Source organism: Arthrobacter sp. CAN_C5 (assembly GCF_017875735.1).
Lineage (GTDB): Bacteria > Actinomycetota > Actinomycetes > Actinomycetales > Micrococcaceae > Arthrobacter_D.
The window spans coordinates 2,540,183-2,556,095 of the sequence record NZ_JAGGMZ010000001.1 but is presented as its reverse complement, the minus strand read 5'-3'; the positions used below and the strand labels follow the sequence as shown (position 1 = coordinate 2,556,095).

At 65.2% G+C, this 15,913-nt stretch carries 9 protein-coding genes and 1 pseudogene; 5 read left to right on the top strand and 5 right to left on the bottom strand.

From position 1 onward, the window contains the following. The first annotated feature begins 45 nt into the window (after nt 1-45). Nucleotides 46-3,436 (top strand): annotated as a pseudogene (locus tag H4V95_RS12010) (S41 family peptidase). Nucleotides 3,437-3,510: 74 nt separating this feature from the next. Here H4V95_RS12010 and H4V95_RS12005 read toward each other — a convergent pair. The 4 genes from H4V95_RS12005 to H4V95_RS11990 form a co-directional block, all read right to left on the bottom strand. Then, nucleotides 3,511-3,942: an OsmC family protein gene (locus H4V95_RS12005; RefSeq protein WP_196866623.1), complete on the bottom strand. Its 432-nt coding sequence runs from the start codon at nt 3,940-3,942 to the stop codon at nt 3,511-3,513. Nucleotides 3,943-3,987: 45 nt separating this feature from the next. Beyond that, entirely contained in the window at nt 3,988-5,805 is a 1,818-nt protein-coding gene (sucB, locus tag H4V95_RS12000) for a 2-oxoglutarate dehydrogenase, E2 component, dihydrolipoamide succinyltransferase (RefSeq protein WP_209730727.1), read from the bottom strand. 125 nt (nt 5,806-5,930) lie between these two features. Then, on the bottom strand, nt 5,931-7,313 hold the full coding sequence (gene lpdA, locus H4V95_RS11995; protein WP_209730726.1) for a dihydrolipoyl dehydrogenase: 1,383 nt from the start codon (nt 7,311-7,313) through the stop codon (nt 5,931-5,933). A 189-nt stretch (nt 7,314-7,502) separates the two neighbouring features. Then, complete coding sequence (locus H4V95_RS11990; RefSeq protein ID WP_209730725.1) at nt 7,503-9,038, bottom strand: leucyl aminopeptidase; 1,536 nt, start codon at nt 9,036-9,038, stop codon at nt 7,503-7,505. A 177-nt stretch (nt 9,039-9,215) separates the two neighbouring features. Here H4V95_RS11990 and H4V95_RS11985 point away from each other — a divergent pair, with 177 nt between their 5' ends. The 3 genes from H4V95_RS11985 to H4V95_RS11975 all read left to right on the top strand — a co-directional run bounded on the left by H4V95_RS11985 (nt 9,216) and on the right by H4V95_RS11975 (nt 13,156). Continuing rightward, the gene (locus tag H4V95_RS11985) at nt 9,216-10,214 is read left to right on the top strand and encodes a proteasome assembly chaperone family protein (RefSeq protein WP_209730724.1); all 999 of its coding nucleotides are present in this window, start codon (nt 9,216-9,218) and stop codon (nt 10,212-10,214) included. A 98-nt stretch (nt 10,215-10,312) separates the two neighbouring features. Beyond that, entirely contained in the window at nt 10,313-11,623 is a 1,311-nt protein-coding gene (locus H4V95_RS11980; protein ID WP_196866628.1) for a DUF4192 domain-containing protein, read from the top strand. A gap of 249 nt (nt 11,624-11,872) precedes the next feature. Then, on the top strand, nt 11,873-13,156 hold the full coding sequence (locus H4V95_RS11975) for an RNA polymerase sigma factor (protein ID WP_245345681.1): 1,284 nt from the start codon (nt 11,873-11,875) through the stop codon (nt 13,154-13,156). A gap of 102 nt (nt 13,157-13,258) precedes the next feature. On the opposite strand, the gene H4V95_RS11970 is transcribed toward H4V95_RS11975, so the two are convergent. Next, on the bottom strand, nt 13,259-13,483 hold the full coding sequence (locus tag H4V95_RS11970) for a hypothetical protein (protein WP_196866630.1): 225 nt from the start codon (nt 13,481-13,483) through the stop codon (nt 13,259-13,261). A 259-nt stretch (nt 13,484-13,742) separates the two neighbouring features. Here H4V95_RS11970 and H4V95_RS11965 point away from each other — a divergent pair, with 259 nt between their 5' ends. Then, nucleotides 13,743-15,851 (top strand): type IIA DNA topoisomerase subunit B, encoded by a 2,109-nt coding sequence (locus H4V95_RS11965; protein ID WP_196866631.1) that lies wholly within the window; start codon nt 13,743-13,745, stop codon nt 15,849-15,851. Nucleotides 15,852-15,913: the final 62 nt, after the last annotated feature.

The window sequence follows — 15,913 nt, the reverse complement described above, 5'->3', positions numbered from 1 at the left end:
CGTACAGTCGGCCGACGCGGGGCCGCCAGTGACTATGATCGTGGGATGGTTCCCTCACACTATTTGCGCTTCCCACATGTCCACGGTGACCTGATCACTTTTGTCGCTGAAAACGATGTCTGGGTTGCCCCTCTGACGGGGGGGACGGGCCTGGCGTATTTCAGCAATGCAGCTGCCCGCACGCGGCCCCCGGTTCTCCCCGGATGGGACCACCATCGCCTGGACCGTCACCCAGGCGGGCGCTCCGGAGGTAGTGGCCGCCGGCACAGAAGGCGGCAATTTCCGCCGCCTGACCTACTGGGGCCATCAGAGCACCAAGGTCCGGGGGTTCACTCCCGACGGCGATGTCATCGCGACCAGTGCGTTCCGCCACCAGGACCCACGGCACGCGTGGGGGTACCGCGTACCCCTCGACGGCTCAGCGCAGACCGTTTACCCCTACGGCCCACTTGACGCAGTGGTCCAGGGCCCGGTGCCCGGAGGCATCCAGCCGGTCGTCATTGCCAGTGTCCTGACCCGCGAGCCCGCCTGGTGGAAGCGCTACCGTGGCGGCACCGCCGGGAAGCTCTGGATGGACGCCGACGGGTCCGGAGACTTCGCCCGATTCATCCCGGAGCTCGACGGAAACATCTCCGACCCCCTGTGGGTGAACGACCGGCTCGCCTTCCTCTCCGACCATGAGGGCTACGGGAACCTGTACTCGGTCACCGCCCAGGGGCAGGACCTGCAGCGGCACACCGACCACGACGACTTCTATGTCCGGCACGCCACCACCGATGGCACCCGGGTGGTCTTCGAATCCGCCGGTGTCCTCTGGCTGATGGGCTCGCTCGACGCCGAGCCCGTCCCGCTGGACATCTCCCTCGGCTCTGCCTCGACCGGACGCCGCCCCCAGCCGCTGAACGTGGTCCGGCATCTGGCTGCCGCCACCCCGGTTCCTGCCGGCACAGCGAGCATCGTCGAGAGCCACGGCACCCTGCACTGGCTGACCCACAGGGACGGACCGTCACGCGTGGTGGAAGCCACCGCCGGGGTGCGAGCCCGGCTCGGCCGACCGCTTGGCGCCGACCGGGTGGCCTACGTCGCCGACCACGACGGCGAGGAGTCCTTGTTCATCCGGGACGTGTTTGCCACCGGAGTCCCAGGCGCAGGGCCCAGGGCAGACGTCCCCTCGACGGTCACCTCCCTGAAAACAGCGGCAACCGCAACGCCGGTGACAGACGGAACGGCAGCTGAAGATACCGTTGTGGCGCAGGATACGGCCGCCGCCTCGGGAGTTTCGCGGTGGGCGTTCGACGGTCCATTCCGTGCCAGCAACCTCACCACCAGCCCGGATGGAACCCGGGTGGCCATCGCCGGGGAGATGGGCGAAATCCTTGTCCTGCAGCTCTGCAGTGGCACCCTGTTCACCCTCGCGTCAACCCATCACGGGGCGGTGGACGATCTGGCGTTCTCCCCGGATTCACAGTGGTTGACGTGGGCCGAACCTGTCACTGGCGAAGGGGCCAGGACCCGGGTCCGGCTCGCCCGGACGGAACCCGGCGCGGAGGTCCACAACGTGACCGATGGCCGGTTCCGCGACCACTCGCCGGTCTTCACCCGCGACGGCCGTTTCCTAGCCCTCCTCTCTGACCGGAGTTTCGACCCGGTGTATGACACCCACCGCTTCGATCTCAGCTTTCCCGTGTCCACCAAGCCCTTCCTGGTGGCGCTGTCGGCGGAGACGCCGTCACCGTTTGGGCCGTCAGTGCACCCGGCCGCCTCCGCACCGGGGGCCGCCATGGGCGCCAGCCAGGCCGACGACGAATCTGACGTCAGCATCACCGTCGACCCGGAGCACCTGGCCGAGCGGATCATCGCTGTACCCGTTCCTCAGGGCAACTACGAGGGTCTACGCGCCGTCGACGGTGCGCTGCTGTGGACAGCGATGGAGCGCGTCGGGGTGACCGGCGACGGGCGGGCCACGACCACGGCGAAGGATCCGGCGAAACGCCTTGAACGTTTTGACCTCGCCAGGCGTGACGCCGACACCCTGGTGTCGGAGGTGGACAGCTTCGAGGTGAGCGGCGACGGCGCCACAGTGGTCGTCATCCACGCAGGCAAGGTGACGGCCGTCCCCACCAAGGGCAAGGTCGACAAGGACTCCCCGGACAACGTGGAGGTCGACCTGGGCCGGATCCGCGTCCTCCTCGATCCCGTCAGCGTCTGGCGCCAGGCCTTCGACGAAACCTGGCGGTTGCAGCGCGACTTCTTCTGGGACCAGGGCATGGGCGGCCTCGACTGGCCCGCCATCCGGGACCGCTACCGTCCGCTGGTGGAGCAGCTGGGATCACATGACGACCTGGTGGATGTCCTCTGGGAGGTCCACGGTGAACTGGGAACCTCCCACGCGTACGTGACGCCGCTGCTGTTCGGAGAACCGGGAACGGGTGCCCAGGGCTTCCTCGGCGCGGAACTGGCTCCGGCCGAGCAGGGGTGGACAGTCCAGCGCATTTTCGCCGGCGAGTCCTCCGACCCACAGGCCGTATCCCCACTCACCGCCCCGGGCGTCGCAGTGGAGGTGGGGGACATCATCGCAGCCGTCGACGGCGTCCCCGTCCCGTCGGCGCACGGGCCCGCAGTGCTGCTCACCGGTGCCGCTGGCAAGACCGTCGAACTCACGGTGGTCAGGCGCCAGGACCAGGGTGAACCCCAGGTCCGGCGGGTGGCCGTGGTGCCGCTGCGCAGCGAGGAACGGCTGCGCTACCAGAACTGGGTGACCGCCAACCGGACGCTCGTCCACGAGACCTCGGAGGGACGTTTCGGCTACCTTCACATTCCGGACATGGTGGCCAGGGGGTGGGCGCAGCTGCACCGCGACCTCGACCGGGAGACCGCCCGCGCCGGACTGGTGGTGGATGTGCGGAGCAACCGAGGGGGCCACACCTCCCAGCTGGTCGCCGAACTTATTGGCCGCAAAGTCACCGCCTGGTCCTTTCCCCGGGGCGAGCAGCCGGGCACCTACCCCGCGCACGCGCCCCGCGGACCGGTGGTCATCCTGACCGACGAATTCGCGGGGTCCGACGGGGACATCATCACGCAGGTGTCAAAGCTCAGGGCGATCGGCCCGGTGATCGGGTCGCGTACCTGGGGCGGCGTCGTCGGAATCGACGGCCGGTTCTCCCTCGCGGACGGAACGGCTGTCACCCAGCCACGGTATGCGTTCTGGATGACCGGCGGCGTGGCCTGGGGCGTGGAGAACTACGGGGTGGACCCTGACATCGAGGTGCCATTCCCGCCGCACGCCCATGCGACGGGAAATGACCCACAGCTCCAGCGTGGGATGGAAGTCCTGCAGGAGATGATCGCTGCCACCCCCACCGACGTGCCACCCGTGCGGACGAACTACCCGCAGCTGAACCCGGGCAAGCTGCCGCCGCGGCCACCGCGTCGCTAGCCAGGCCGGGCATGCAAAAAGGCGGCCACCCGGGTAACCGGATGGCCGCCTTTACTGTCTACGCTACTCAGGAGCTAAGACTGAAGCGTCGCCTCAAGGGTGATGCTCTTGACCCCGGCCAGTGCCTGTGACACTGGGCAGCCGGTCTTGGCTGATTCGGCAAGCCGCTGGAAATCAGCGTCGTCGATGTCCGGGATGGACGCGTTGAGGACCAGCCGGATGGCGGTGATTCCTTCACCAGGTACGAAATCGACCTCGGCTTTGGTTTCGATCCTCTCGGCAGTCTTGCCCTCCTCGCTGAGCGCGAGGCTGAATGCCATGGAGAAGCAGGAGGAATGGGCGGCAGCGATCAGCTCTTCCGGGCTGGTCTTGCCTCCCGCGTCCTCCGAACGTGCCTTCCAGGTGACGTCATAGGTGCCGATACCGGATGTGTCGAGGCTGACCTGTCCGCTACCGGACTGCAGGTTGCCACTCCAAACGGTGTGGGCTGAACGTGATGTAGCCATAGCTGTTCTCCTTCGGGTTGGTATCGGACCTCGGGGGTGGAGCGGTTAAAGTCCGAGATCCGATTCGAATGCGCCGGCTTCCAGACGGGACTTCAGCGACTGCAGGAAGCGGCCGGCGTCGGCTCCGTCCACCAGGCGGTGGTCGTAGGTCAGGCTGAGGTACATCATTGAGCGGATCGCGATGGTGTCTTCCCCATCAGCGGTCACCACGACGGGCCGCTTCACGATCGCTCCGGTTCCCAGGATGCCCACCTGGGGCTGGTTGATGATCGGGGTGTCGAACAATGCACCGACCGACCCGATGTTGGTGATGGTGAAGGTGCCACCCGACAGCTCGTCGGGTCCGATCTTGCCGCTGCGGGTCCGTGACCCGACGTCGGCAATCTTCTTGGCCAGCCCGGCAAGGTTCAGGTTGCCGGCATCGCTGATGACCGGAACCAGGAGGCCCTTCTCCGTATCAACGGCGATCGCCAGGTGCTCAGCGTCGTGGTACGTGACTTCCTTCGCTTCCTCATCGAACGAGGCGTTCAGCTTCGGGTGCTGCTTCAGGGCCTCGGTCACCGCCTTGGAAATGAACGGCAGGAAGGTGAGCTTGGCACCGTTCTGCGCCTGGAAGTTGTCTTTGGCCGAGGTGCGCAACCGCGCGACCTTGCTCATGTCCACTTCGATGACCTGCGTCAGCTGGGCTGACACCTCCAGCGATTCACGCATCCGGCGGGCAATGGTCTGCCGGATCCTTGGAGCCTTCTCGACCGTTCCCCTGAGCTTGGAGACCTCCGCGGAGGGTGCTGCTGGAGCTGCTGCGGGTGCCGGTGTTGCTGCGGCTGGCTCGGACGTCTTCTTCGCCGCCTCGGCGGCTTCCAGGACGTCCTGCTTGCGGATACGACCGCCCACGCCGGTGCCCTTGATGGACTGCAGGTCGACGCCCTGCTGGTTCGCGAGTTTGCGCACCAGGGGAGTCACATAGGCTGCGTCGGAGCCGCCCGATGTGTCCTCGGCGGGCTTCTGTTCGGCTGGCTTTTTCTCTGCAGGCTTGTCTTCGTCGGCCTGGGGAGCTGCCTGCTTGGCCTCTTCCTTGGGAGCGGATTCTTCCTTTGCAGGTTCTTCCTTGGCCTTCTTCGGCTCGGCGACAGGCTCCTCGCGCTCCTCGGACGGAGCAGCGGCAACCGGCTCGGCGCCACCTTCGGCCTTGGCTGGAGCGGATCCGCCGGACCCGATGATCGCCAGAACGGCACCCACTTCAGCGGTCTCGTCCTCGGCGACGCGGATTTCCTGCAGTTTGCCGGCGACGGGGGAAGGGATTTCGGTGTCCACCTTGTCGGTGGACACTTCCAGAAGCGGCTCGTCAACCTCGACGTCGTCGCCCACTTCCTTCAGCCAGCGGGTCACTGTGCCCTCGGTAACGCTTTCGCCCAGGGCGGGAAGTGTCACTTCGGTGCTTTCGCCCGATGAATCACCCGACTCATCGCCGGCGGCGGACTCGGACTCCGGAGCCTTCTCTTCGGGCTCGGGCGCGGCTGCTGGTTCCTCAGCGGCTGGCTCTTCGGCGTCGGCCGCTGGCTCTTCAGTAGCAGCCTCCGACGCGTCAGCGTCATCGGAACTACCTGACTCCTCGGAGCCGCCGGATCCGTCACCAATGCGCACCAGTGGCGCACCAACTTCAGCGGTCTCGTCCTCGGCTACCAGAATTTCCTCGATGACCCCGGCAATAGGCGAAGGGATCTCGGTGTCCACCTTGTCGGTGGACACCTCGAGCAGGGGCTCGTCAACCTCGACACGGTCACCGACCGCCTTGAGCCAGCGTGTGACGGTGCCTTCGGTAACGCTTTCGCCGAGGGCGGGTAAGTTGACGGATTCAGACATAGTGTCCCCGTTTCTCCTGATTAGGTCTTGCTGTGCGGTGTCGGATCCCCATCGGGACCCGACACCTTCGAGCCAAGGTTGCGAGTAATGCTGGTGGAACGCTTAGTTGCGAGCTTAGTGCACGGTTATCCGTGCAGGGCCTTACCCGCCAGGGCGAGGTGCGCCTCGCCGAGTGCTTCGTTCTGCGTGGGGTGAGCGTGAAGCAGCTGCGCCACGTCCTCCGGGTAGGCTTCCCAGTTCACGATCAGCTGTGCTTCACCAATCTGCTCGCCCATCCGGGTGCCGATCATGTGCACCCCGACAACCGGTCCATCCTTCTCGCTGACCAGTTTGACGAGTCCGCCGGAGCCCAGGATGGAGGTCTTGCCGTTGCCAGCCAGGTTGTATTCCTGGGTCAGGACCCTGTCCTCGCCGAGCTTTTCCTTGGCGGCCTTCTCGGTCAGCCCAACGGAGGCGATTTCGGGTTCGCTGTAGGTCACCTTCGGGATGTTCACGTCTTCTACGATGACCGGCTTCAGTCCGTCGATCTCTTCGGCGACGAAGATGCCCTGCTGGAATCCGCGGTGCGCGAGCTGCAGGCCGGGAACAATATCGCCGACCGCGTAGATGTTCCCGACGCCCGTGTGCAGGCGCTCGTTGGTGATGACGAAGCCGCGGTCAATGGTGACACCGGCTTCCTCGTACCCGAGGCCATCGGTGACGGGTCCGCGGCCGACGGCGACCAGCATGAGGTCTGCTTCGAAGGTCTTGCCATCCACCAGGGTGACGACGACGCCGTCGTCGTTCTGTTCGACCTTCTCGAAGAAGGTGCCGGTGTTGAAGTTGATGCCACGCTTCTTGAACGCGCGCTCGAACGCCTTGATGATGGTGGCGTCCTCGTTCGGGACCAGTGACGGCAGGCCTTCGACAATAGTGACGTCGACGCCGAAGGATTTCCAGACGGAGGCGAACTCGCAGCCGATGACTCCACCGCCCAGCACGATGGCCTTCTTGGGCAGCGTGTCCATCTGCAGGGCCTGGTCCGAGGTGATGACCTTCCCGCCGATTTCCAGACCGGGAAGGGTCCGTGAGTAGGAGCCGGTCGCCAGGATGATGTTCTTGCCGGTGTAGGACGTGCCGTCCACCTCGACGGTGGAGGTGGAGGTCAGCTTGCCTGCACCTTCGATCACCGTGATGCCCTTGGACTTGATGAGACCCTGGAGGCCCTTGTACTTGCCGGCAATAATGCCGTCCTTGTAGGCGTTGACGGCAGGCATGTCGATCGATTCGAAGGTCGCCTGGATGCCGTATTTCCCGGCGGATCGCGCGGTATCGGCGACTTCGGCCGAGTGCAGCAACGCTTTGGTGGGAATGCACCCGTTGTGAAGGCAGGTACCACCCAGCTTGCCCTTCTCGATGAGTCCCACGGTGAACCCCAGTTGGACGGCTCGGAGGGCAGCGGCATAGCCACCACTACCCCCACCCAGTACCAGGATGTCGAATTCTTGCGCAGCTGCCGTATCGGCCACTTGGACGCTCCCTCGCGTAATCTGTGACGGGCCATTGGGTCCGTCGATTGATGATTTTGGCGGAATGCTTGGTGTGATCTGGATTTACCCTATCCCCAGATCACACCAGCATCCACTTGATGAAGGGCAATGTTTGCCCCTTTGTGGGCAGTCTCACCCCTGGTTGGGAAGCGAGACTGCCCAGCAGGCTTACTTTGTAGCGGCCACGTCTTCGGCGTATGCCAGCAGGGTGCGGACACCGACGCCAGTGCCTTCCTTCGGCGTGTAGCCGTACGGGGCTCCTTCGTTGAACGCAGGTCCCGCGATATCGAGGTGTGCCCAAGGGATCTTGCGTCCGTTGACTTCGCCAACAAACTCGCGCAGGAACACGGCGGCGGTCATCATCCCGCCGAACTTCTCGCCGATGTTGGCGATGTCAGCGACCTGGGAATCGAGGCTCGGTCGGAGTTCCTCGGGGAGGGGCATCGGCCAGAACAGCTCGCCCGAACGGTCGGCCGCACCCTTGACTGCATCCACCACGTCGTCGTCGCCCATGACTCCTGACACCCGTCGGCCCAGGGCAATCATCTGCGCACCGGTGAGGGTGGCGATGTCGAGCAGCGCGTCGGGGGCCTCTTCACTGGCGGCTGCTAGTGCGTCGGCCATGACGAGGCGGCCCTCGGCGTCGGTGTTGAGTACCTCGACGGTGCGTCCACCATAAGTGGTCATCACATCCGACGGGCGCTGGGCCGAGCCGGACGGCATGTTCTCGGCGAGGCACAGCCAGCCGGTGACCTTCACGGGCAGACCCAGTTCGGCGATCGCCAGGACGGCGCTGAGCACGACGGCGGCGCCGGCCATGTCGAGCTTCATGGTCTGCATTCCGGCGGCCGGCTTCAGGGACAGCCCGCCGGAATCGAAGGTGATGCCCTTGCCGACGAAGGCGAGGCTCTTCTTTGCGGAGTTGGGGGAGTATTCCACCTTGACCAGGCGCGGCTGCCGGGATGATCCCTTGCCGACGCCGAGAATGCCGCCGTAGCCTTCCTTCTCCAGGCGCTTCTCATCCAGCACGGTGACCTTGATGGGCAGGCCCTTGCTCAGGTCCTTGGCCGCCTGGGCAAAGGTCTCCGGGTACAGGTGGCTCGGCGGCTGGTTGACCAGCGTCCGGGTGATGTTGACGCCACGGCCGAGGATACTGGCGCGGCTCAGCGCGGCTTTCAACTGACGGTCCTGCGCCACCGGGGTCACCACGGTGACGCTCTTGACCGGCTGCTTGGCCGGCGAGCCGTCCTTGGCAGCGCGGGCGGACCGGTGCTCGTCGTAGGAGTAGGCTCCCATCGCTGCACCCTCGGCCACCGCCGCGGCGTCGGCCACTGTGGCCGCCGGCAGGGCGATGGTTACCGAGTCGAGCCCGATGAGCTGGCGGATTGCCGCCCCCGCGGCGCGGCGCAGCGCCTCCTGGGTAAGGGTTCCGTCCGATGGTAGACGGCCCACACCGGTGAGTACGAGGACTTCAGCGGTGGCTCCTTCAAGGCCCGGGAGCCGGCGAACCTCGTCGGCTCCGCCGGTGATGCCGAGCAGCGGCAGGGAGTCGGCGAGTGCCTTCGCATCCTTCGCTGAGAGCGGGGAGTCGAGCAGGACTGGCGCTCCGGACTGTTGGCCGACGCCGATTACCAGGGCGTCACCTGCGGTCTTCTTGGAGTCCTTGGTGACAGCTGTCAGCTTGAGTTCGCTGGCGATATTCACTGGGTGTGTTCCTCACTTCCATGTGCTGGACAGATTGGTGGCTGGGCGCTCGATGACGCGCCGTTCCACTATCGATCGTAGTCTGTTAGGGATCCTGACGTCGGGCGGAATGAATCTGCTCCCCTCCGACGTTGGAGAAGGTATCTGTAGAAAGCCGCGAACCTGTTAGGAGGAGAGATGCTTAATCCTGAAACTCTGTTCAACTCAAACGCCGACCTGATCAACGGCCAGCAGCTGCGGGGGCTTCCTCTTCTTGCTGGTTTTACTGGATTCGTCGACGCCGGGCACGTGGTGTCCCAGGTGATCGAGGAAATGCTGACCACGCTTGACCATGAACTGGTGGCGGTCTTCGACGCTGACCAGCTGATCGACTACCGCAGCCGGCGCCCACGGATCACTTTCGCTGAGGACCACCTCGCCGATTACCACCCGCCCCGGCTTGAACTGCACCGGGTGTATGACGGCATGGGCGTGCCGTTCCTGCTGCTGGCAGGTTTTGAACCGGATCTGCAGTGGGAGCGGTTCATCAGCGCGGTGACTGGCCTGGTGGACAGGTTCGAGGTACCGCTGGTGTCCTGGATCAACTCGGTGCCGATGCCCGTGCCGCACACCCGCCCGCTCGGCGTGACAGTGCATGGGAACCGTGCGGACCTGATCGAGGGATTGAATACCTGGCGGCCAACCGCTGAGCTGCAGGCGTCAGTGGGCCACCTCCTTGAGCTGCGCCTGATCGAATCCGGGCACGACGTCGTCGGCTATGTGGTGCACGTGCCCCACTACCTCGCGGAAGCCGAATACCCGCCCGCGGCGGTCACGGCCCTTGAGTATCTCGGTGCGTCCGCGTCTTTGGTGCTGCCTACCGACCGGTTGCGTGAGGCCGGCCGCGACGTGGAACGGCAGATCGCCCGGCAGGTCGACGGATCCGCCGACGTCCGGGGCGTCGTCACTACGCTTGAGCAGCGCTATGACGAGCGCGCTGGATCCGCCGAACGTCGTTCTCTCCTGGTGAAGGAGAACAGCGAACTGGCGGACGCTGACGAGATCGGCGCCGCGGTGGAAGCCTACCTGGCCAGCCCACAGGCCGCCGATGAGTCCGAGCAATTGCTGGAAGTGGACCGGAAGGCCGGCGAAACGCCTGAGCCCGACGTCGAGCCCAAGGATGAAGCCGGACCGTAGGGTTCCAACCCTTCCTCCACAAGGGTTTTTGTGTGGGTCTTACACACATAGAGTCGGCCCGGCCGCCGCGCAGGCCGGGCCGACGGCATGCTCGATCCATGACATCCGCGCCAGCCCCACCCGAGCCTCCCTTCAAGGTCACGTCCCCAGCCGACATCCAGAGCTACATTCTCCACACGCTGGGTTTCCAGCCGGAGGCGAGCCTGGTCCTGCTCACCATGTCCGGAAAGCGGGTCGGGGCGACGCTGCGGGTTGACCTGCCCCATCCAGACGCTGACCCGGGCGCCTATGCGGCGGGCCTTTGCTCAATCCTTGCCTCCGACACCTCCGCTGACGGTGCGCTGATGATCCTCTATACGGGAGAGTCGTGGGACCGTTACGGACCGCCGCCCCGCCAGGAGCTCGTCGGCTACCTCAGGCAGGCACTGGACGCGGCGGGCCTTGCTCTGCGCGATGGGTGGCTGGTGAACGAGAACTACTGGCGTGACTATTTCTGTCAGGACCCGGGCTGCTGTCCTTGGCCGGGGCACCCCTTGGCCAGCGTCCAGAACAGCCCATTGAACGCGGAATTGGTATACCGGGGGAGCAGCTATGCGGAGTCGCTGACCGCCGCCGTGGGCAACGTCGGCCGCGAACCGTGGACGGATCGGGCGGACCTCACCCGCCGGTGGCGGCGCGAGGAGTCCCGCCTGCGACGACGCTGGCGGGATGCCTCCCAATTCAAGGCCACCCTGGCGTTCTGGGAGAAGTTGTTCGACACCGCACCTGAATCTGCCATGACCGAACCCAGACCGGAGGAACCTGCGCCGGCAGAGTGCACCACGGGCGGACCCGCCGCCGACCTGGAGGTGACCGCGCACCTGCTGGCGTCCCTCACCTGCCGCAGCATGCGGGACGCTGTGCTGGTCCTCTCCGGACTGGGCAAAGACATCGCGCTGCAGGGGGCAGCTGAGCTCGGTCTACTCCGAGGTGCTGGGCCCGCTGGTACACCCCACGCGGACACGGCTGATCGGGAGACCCCCCAGGTGGAAAATCCCGACGTGGATACCCCCGATGTAGCTGCACCCGACGCCGGGGCAGCCGGGGACAGATACTGCAACGTCCTGATCGGTCGCTACCGTGGCCAGCTGCAATGGCACCGGATCGACGCAGCCCACCGCCACCTGACCCGGTTGTCCGCCGTCGCCGAGGGTGAACCCCTCGCCGCCCTGTTGGCCATGCTTGGGTGGATCGAGTGGGCGCGCGGTCGTGGTTCCCGCGCTCACCTGTATTTCCAGCAATCGTTGACGGTGCACCCCGGCTACACGCTCGCTGAGCTGCTCGAGGAGGTGGTGGCCCGGGGTATGCTCCCCGAATGGTCCAGGGACAAGGATCTGGCGTGGCGGAACGGCACCCCAGCTGCCACCTAAGCGGCAGCGATCGGGCGGTTTCGGGAGAGCAGGGGATTTATCGAAGCCCACGAATCGTGCGACAATGGGAATTGAGACCCGGTCGGGTCCGTGTGTCAAGAAGTGTTCTGTATCTCAACCGCCCATCCTTCGCGGGATGGTGTGGGGAATAGTGCAGGCGGCGGGACAGTTCCTCTTCAGTGAGGAAAGCCCCGTCAATCTCCTTGAATTCAATCACGGACTTGACAGGGTCATAGTGGTGTTGCCCCCTTGGCAGCATCACAGACGCCGTATGAAAGGTTCTCTGTGTCGGCCAAGAAGACAACTGCACCGGATGTTACAGAACCCGGGGTAACGACCACCAAACGCCGGGCCGCCCCCAAGAAGGCGGCACCGAAGACCGCTGCTGTGAAGCCCTTGTCAGCGCGGGCCGCGAAGGCGGCAGCGCAGAACGCCGCCGCCGCCGAGGTTGAAGACGACAGCCCGGAGATCGACGCCGCGGGAAACCCGGTCGAGCCCGCTGAAACCACCGAGCGCGCGGCCGCCGAGGCCGAAACCAAGGCCGGTTCAGGCTTTGTCTACTCGGACGCCGACGACGACGACGCCCCCGCCCAGCAGGTTATTTCCGCCGGTGCCACCGCTGACCCGGTCAAGGACTACCTGAAGCAGATTGGCAAGGTAGCTCTGCTGAACGCGGAGCAGGAAGTCGATCTCGCCCTGCGCATCGAGGCTGGCCTCTTCGCCGAGGAGAAGCTCGCCGCAGACAAGGACGCCGCCAAGCCGCTGGATCCGAAACTGCGCCGTGAACTGGAATGGGTCATCCATGACGGCAAGCGGGCCAAGAACCACCTGCTGGAAGCCAACCTCCGCCTGGTGGTCTCCCTGGCCAAGCGTTACACCGGCCGCGGCATGCTGTTCCTCGACCTCATCCAGGAGGGCAACCTGGGCCTGATCCGTGCCGTCGAGAAGTTCGACTACACCAAGGGCTTCAAGTTCTCCACCTACGCCACCTGGTGGATCCGCCAGGCGATCACCCGCGCCATGGCCGACCAGGCACGGACCATCCGTATCCCTGTCCACATGGTCGAGGTCATCAACAAGCTGGCCCGTGTCCAACGCCAGATGCTGCAGGACCTGGGCCGCGAACCCACGCCCGAGGAACTCGCACTCGAACTGGACATGACACCCGAGAAGGTTGTCGAGGTTCAGAAGTACGGTCGCGAGCCCATCTCGCTGCACACCCCGCTGGGTGAAGACGGTGACTCGGAGTTCGGTGACCTGATTGAGGACTCCGAAGCCGTCGTACCCGCCGACGCCGTCAGCTTCACCCTGTTGCAGGAACAGTTGCACTCGGTGCTCGACACCCTGTCGGAACGGGAGGCGGGCGTCGTCGCGATGCGCTTTGGCCTCACCGACGGGCAGCCAAAGACGTTAGACGAAATCGGCAAGGTCTACGGCGTGACCCGTGAGCGGATCCGCCAGATCGAATCGAAAACCATGTCCAAGCTGCGCCACCCCTCCCGGTCGCAGGTGCTGCGCGACTACCTGGACTAGCAAACCTTCGGGGCCGGGAACACCGGCTTCAACCAGAAAGGACCCCCACACCTGGAGTGTGGGGGTCCTTTCTGGTTCCGGGCCGTGGCCCGGGTGACGCTTTTAGTCTTCGCTTACCGGTCCGGGTGCTGCATTCAGACGGTTGGTCTCATCCTGCCACTCGGACGTCAGCGGCCTGAGATTCGACTCAACGGAACGCGCGTGGTGGCCACAAAAGAGCAGCTCACCACCGGAGGACTGAAGAACTGCGCGCACATAGGCCTGGGCTCCGCAGCGGTCACAGCGGTCCAGCGCGGTCATTTCGCGGGTTGCTACTGCTGTTGTCATGATTGCCTCCTTAGTGGTTCCTGTAGTTCATATAACCACTATTCGTTGCCGATCCATCGCAGGCTGGGTGATCTTTCGCTGAGCGCGTAGCACAGTCCGACGCCGTCACACCTTTGATGCCGGACCGTGCGGCCCGCCTACCCCGAACCGTCGGCCCGGGGGAATATGCTGGAGGGGTGCGGCCGGAGGTCTCCGGCGCGGCGCCCGGCTTCCGGTGTCGCTTCCAACCTGTACTACCTGCCAAGGAGTTTCACCCAACGTGGCGCCACCAAGCACCGAATACAACGCCCGTCACCTTTCCGTCCTGGAAGGGCTCGAAGCCGTCCGCAAACGGCCCGGCATGTACATCGGCTCCACCGACTCCCGTGGGTTGATGCACTGCCTCTGGGAGATCATCGACAACTCGGTGGACGAGGCCCTCGCCGGTCACGGCCAAAGCATCAAGGTCATACTCCACCCGGACGGCTCGGTCGAGATCCACGATGACGGCCGAGGCATTCCCGTCGATGCCGAACCCAAAACGGGCCTCAGCGGCGTCGAAGTGGTGTTCACCAAGCTGCATGCGGGTGGAAAGTTCGGCGGCGGGTCCTACACCGCGTCCGGTGGGCTGCACGGCGTCGGCGCGAGCGTGGTCAACGCGCTGTCCGCCCGGCTGGATGTCCAGGTGGACCGCGGCAGCAAGACCTATCAGATGTCCTTCAGACGCGGCGAGCCCGGCCGTTTCCTCGACGCCAAGACCCCCTCGCCCACCGCGAAGTTTGAGCCGTTCCTCGAAAGCTCCCGGCTCGAGGTGGTCGGTACCACCAAGCGAGGAGTCACCGGTACCCGGATCCGTTACTGGGCGGACCGCCAGATCTTCACCCCTGATGCGAAGTTCTCCTACGAGGAACTGCAGTCCCGTGCCCGCCAGACGTCGTTCCTGGTACCCGGCCTGCGGATCACCCTGCGCGACGAACGCCGTCTCGCTGGCACCGCCGCCGAGGCAGGACCACTGGAGGAAGTGTTCCAGCACGACGGCGGAATCTCCGAGTTCACCACCTTCCTTGCCGCCGACAGCGCGGTGACCGATGTGTGGCGCCTGCACGGCTCCGGACGGTTCAAGGAGTCGGTGCCGGTCCTCGGAGAGAACGGGCACAGCGAGATCGCCGAGGTGGAACGCGACTGCGAGGTCGACATCGCCCTGCGCTGGGGGATCGGCTACGACACCACCGTCAAGAGCTTCGTGAACATCATCGCGACGCCCAAGGGCGGCACGCACCAGAGCGGCTTTGAGCAATCCCTCCTGAAGTCCTTCCGCAAGGTGATCGAAGCCAACGCCCGGAAGCTCAAGGCCGGCAGCGACAAGATCGAAAAGGACGACGTGTTTGCCGGGCTGACAGCCGTCCTGACCGTGCGGTTGGCGGAACCACAGTTCGAGGGCCAGACCAAGGAAATCCTCGGCACGTCAGCGGTGCGGGCCATCGTGGCGAAGGTGGTCGAGAAGGAAATCCTCGCCAGACTCAACTCCACGGCCCGCGGCGACAAGGCACAGAGTGCCTTGCTGCTGGAAAAGGTTGTCGCGGAGATGAAGTCCCGCATCTCGGCGCGGGTTCACAAGGAAACCCAGCGACGGAAGAACGCGCTTGAGACCTCGTCGATGCCGTCCAAGCTGGCCGACTGCCGGATTGACGACGTCGAGCGTTCCGAACTGTTCATCGTCGAAGGTGACAGTGCGCTCGGCACAGCGAAGCTGGCGCGCTCCTCCGACTACCAGGCGCTGCTCCCCATCCGCGGGAAGATCCTCAACGTCCAGAAGGCCTCGGTGGGGGACATGCTCGCCAACGCCGAATGCGGCGCCCTGATCCAGGTGGTGGGCGCCGGCTCCGGCCGCAGCTTCCAGCTGGACGCAGCCCGCTACGGGAAGGTGATCCTGATGACCGACGCCGACGTCGACGGCGCCCACATCCGGACCCTGCTGCTCACCCTGTTCTTCAGGTACATGCGCCCGCTGGTCGACGCGGGACGGGTGTTTGCTGCGGTGCCGCCGCTGCACCGGGTGGAGGTGGTCAACCACGGGTCCAAGGCCAACGAGACCATCTACACCTACTCGGAGCAGGAGCTGAACCGGCTCCTGGCCGCGCTGGAGAAGCAGGGCAAGCGGTACAAGGAACCCATTCAGCGGTACAAGGGGCTGGGGGAGATGGACGCCGAGCAGCTGGCCGAAACCACCATGGACCCGCGGCACCGAACCCTCCGACGGGTCCGGATCCAGGAGGCCGAATCCGCGGAGCGGGTGTTTGACCTGTTGATGGGCAGCGATGTCGCGCCGCGCAAGGACTTCATCGTGGCGGGCGCCGCGTCCCTGGACCGGGAGCAGATCGACGCCTGACCGTTCAGTCAGCACGAATGCTCACCAGGGGAGTGGCTTCAATGTGCATGAGCGTTGATGCT

Bases quoted from the DNA above. Each gene is read 5' to 3' on its own strand.
- H4V95_RS12005 (WP_196866623.1), bottom strand. From the start codon at position 3,942: ATGGCTACATCACGTTCAGCCCACACCGTTTGGAGTGGCAACCTGCAG.
- sucB (WP_209730727.1), bottom strand. From the start codon at position 5,805: ATGTCTGAATCCGTCAACTTACCCGCCCTCGGCGAAAGCGTTACCGAA.
- H4V95_RS11985 (WP_209730724.1), top strand. From the start codon at position 9,216: ATGCTTAATCCTGAAACTCTGTTCAACTCAAACGCCGACCTGATCAAC.
- H4V95_RS11980 (WP_196866628.1), top strand. From the start codon at position 10,313: ATGACATCCGCGCCAGCCCCACCCGAGCCTCCCTTCAAGGTCACGTCC.
- H4V95_RS11970 (WP_196866630.1), bottom strand. From the start codon at position 13,483: ATGACAACAGCAGTAGCAACCCGCGAAATGACCGCGCTGGACCGCTGT.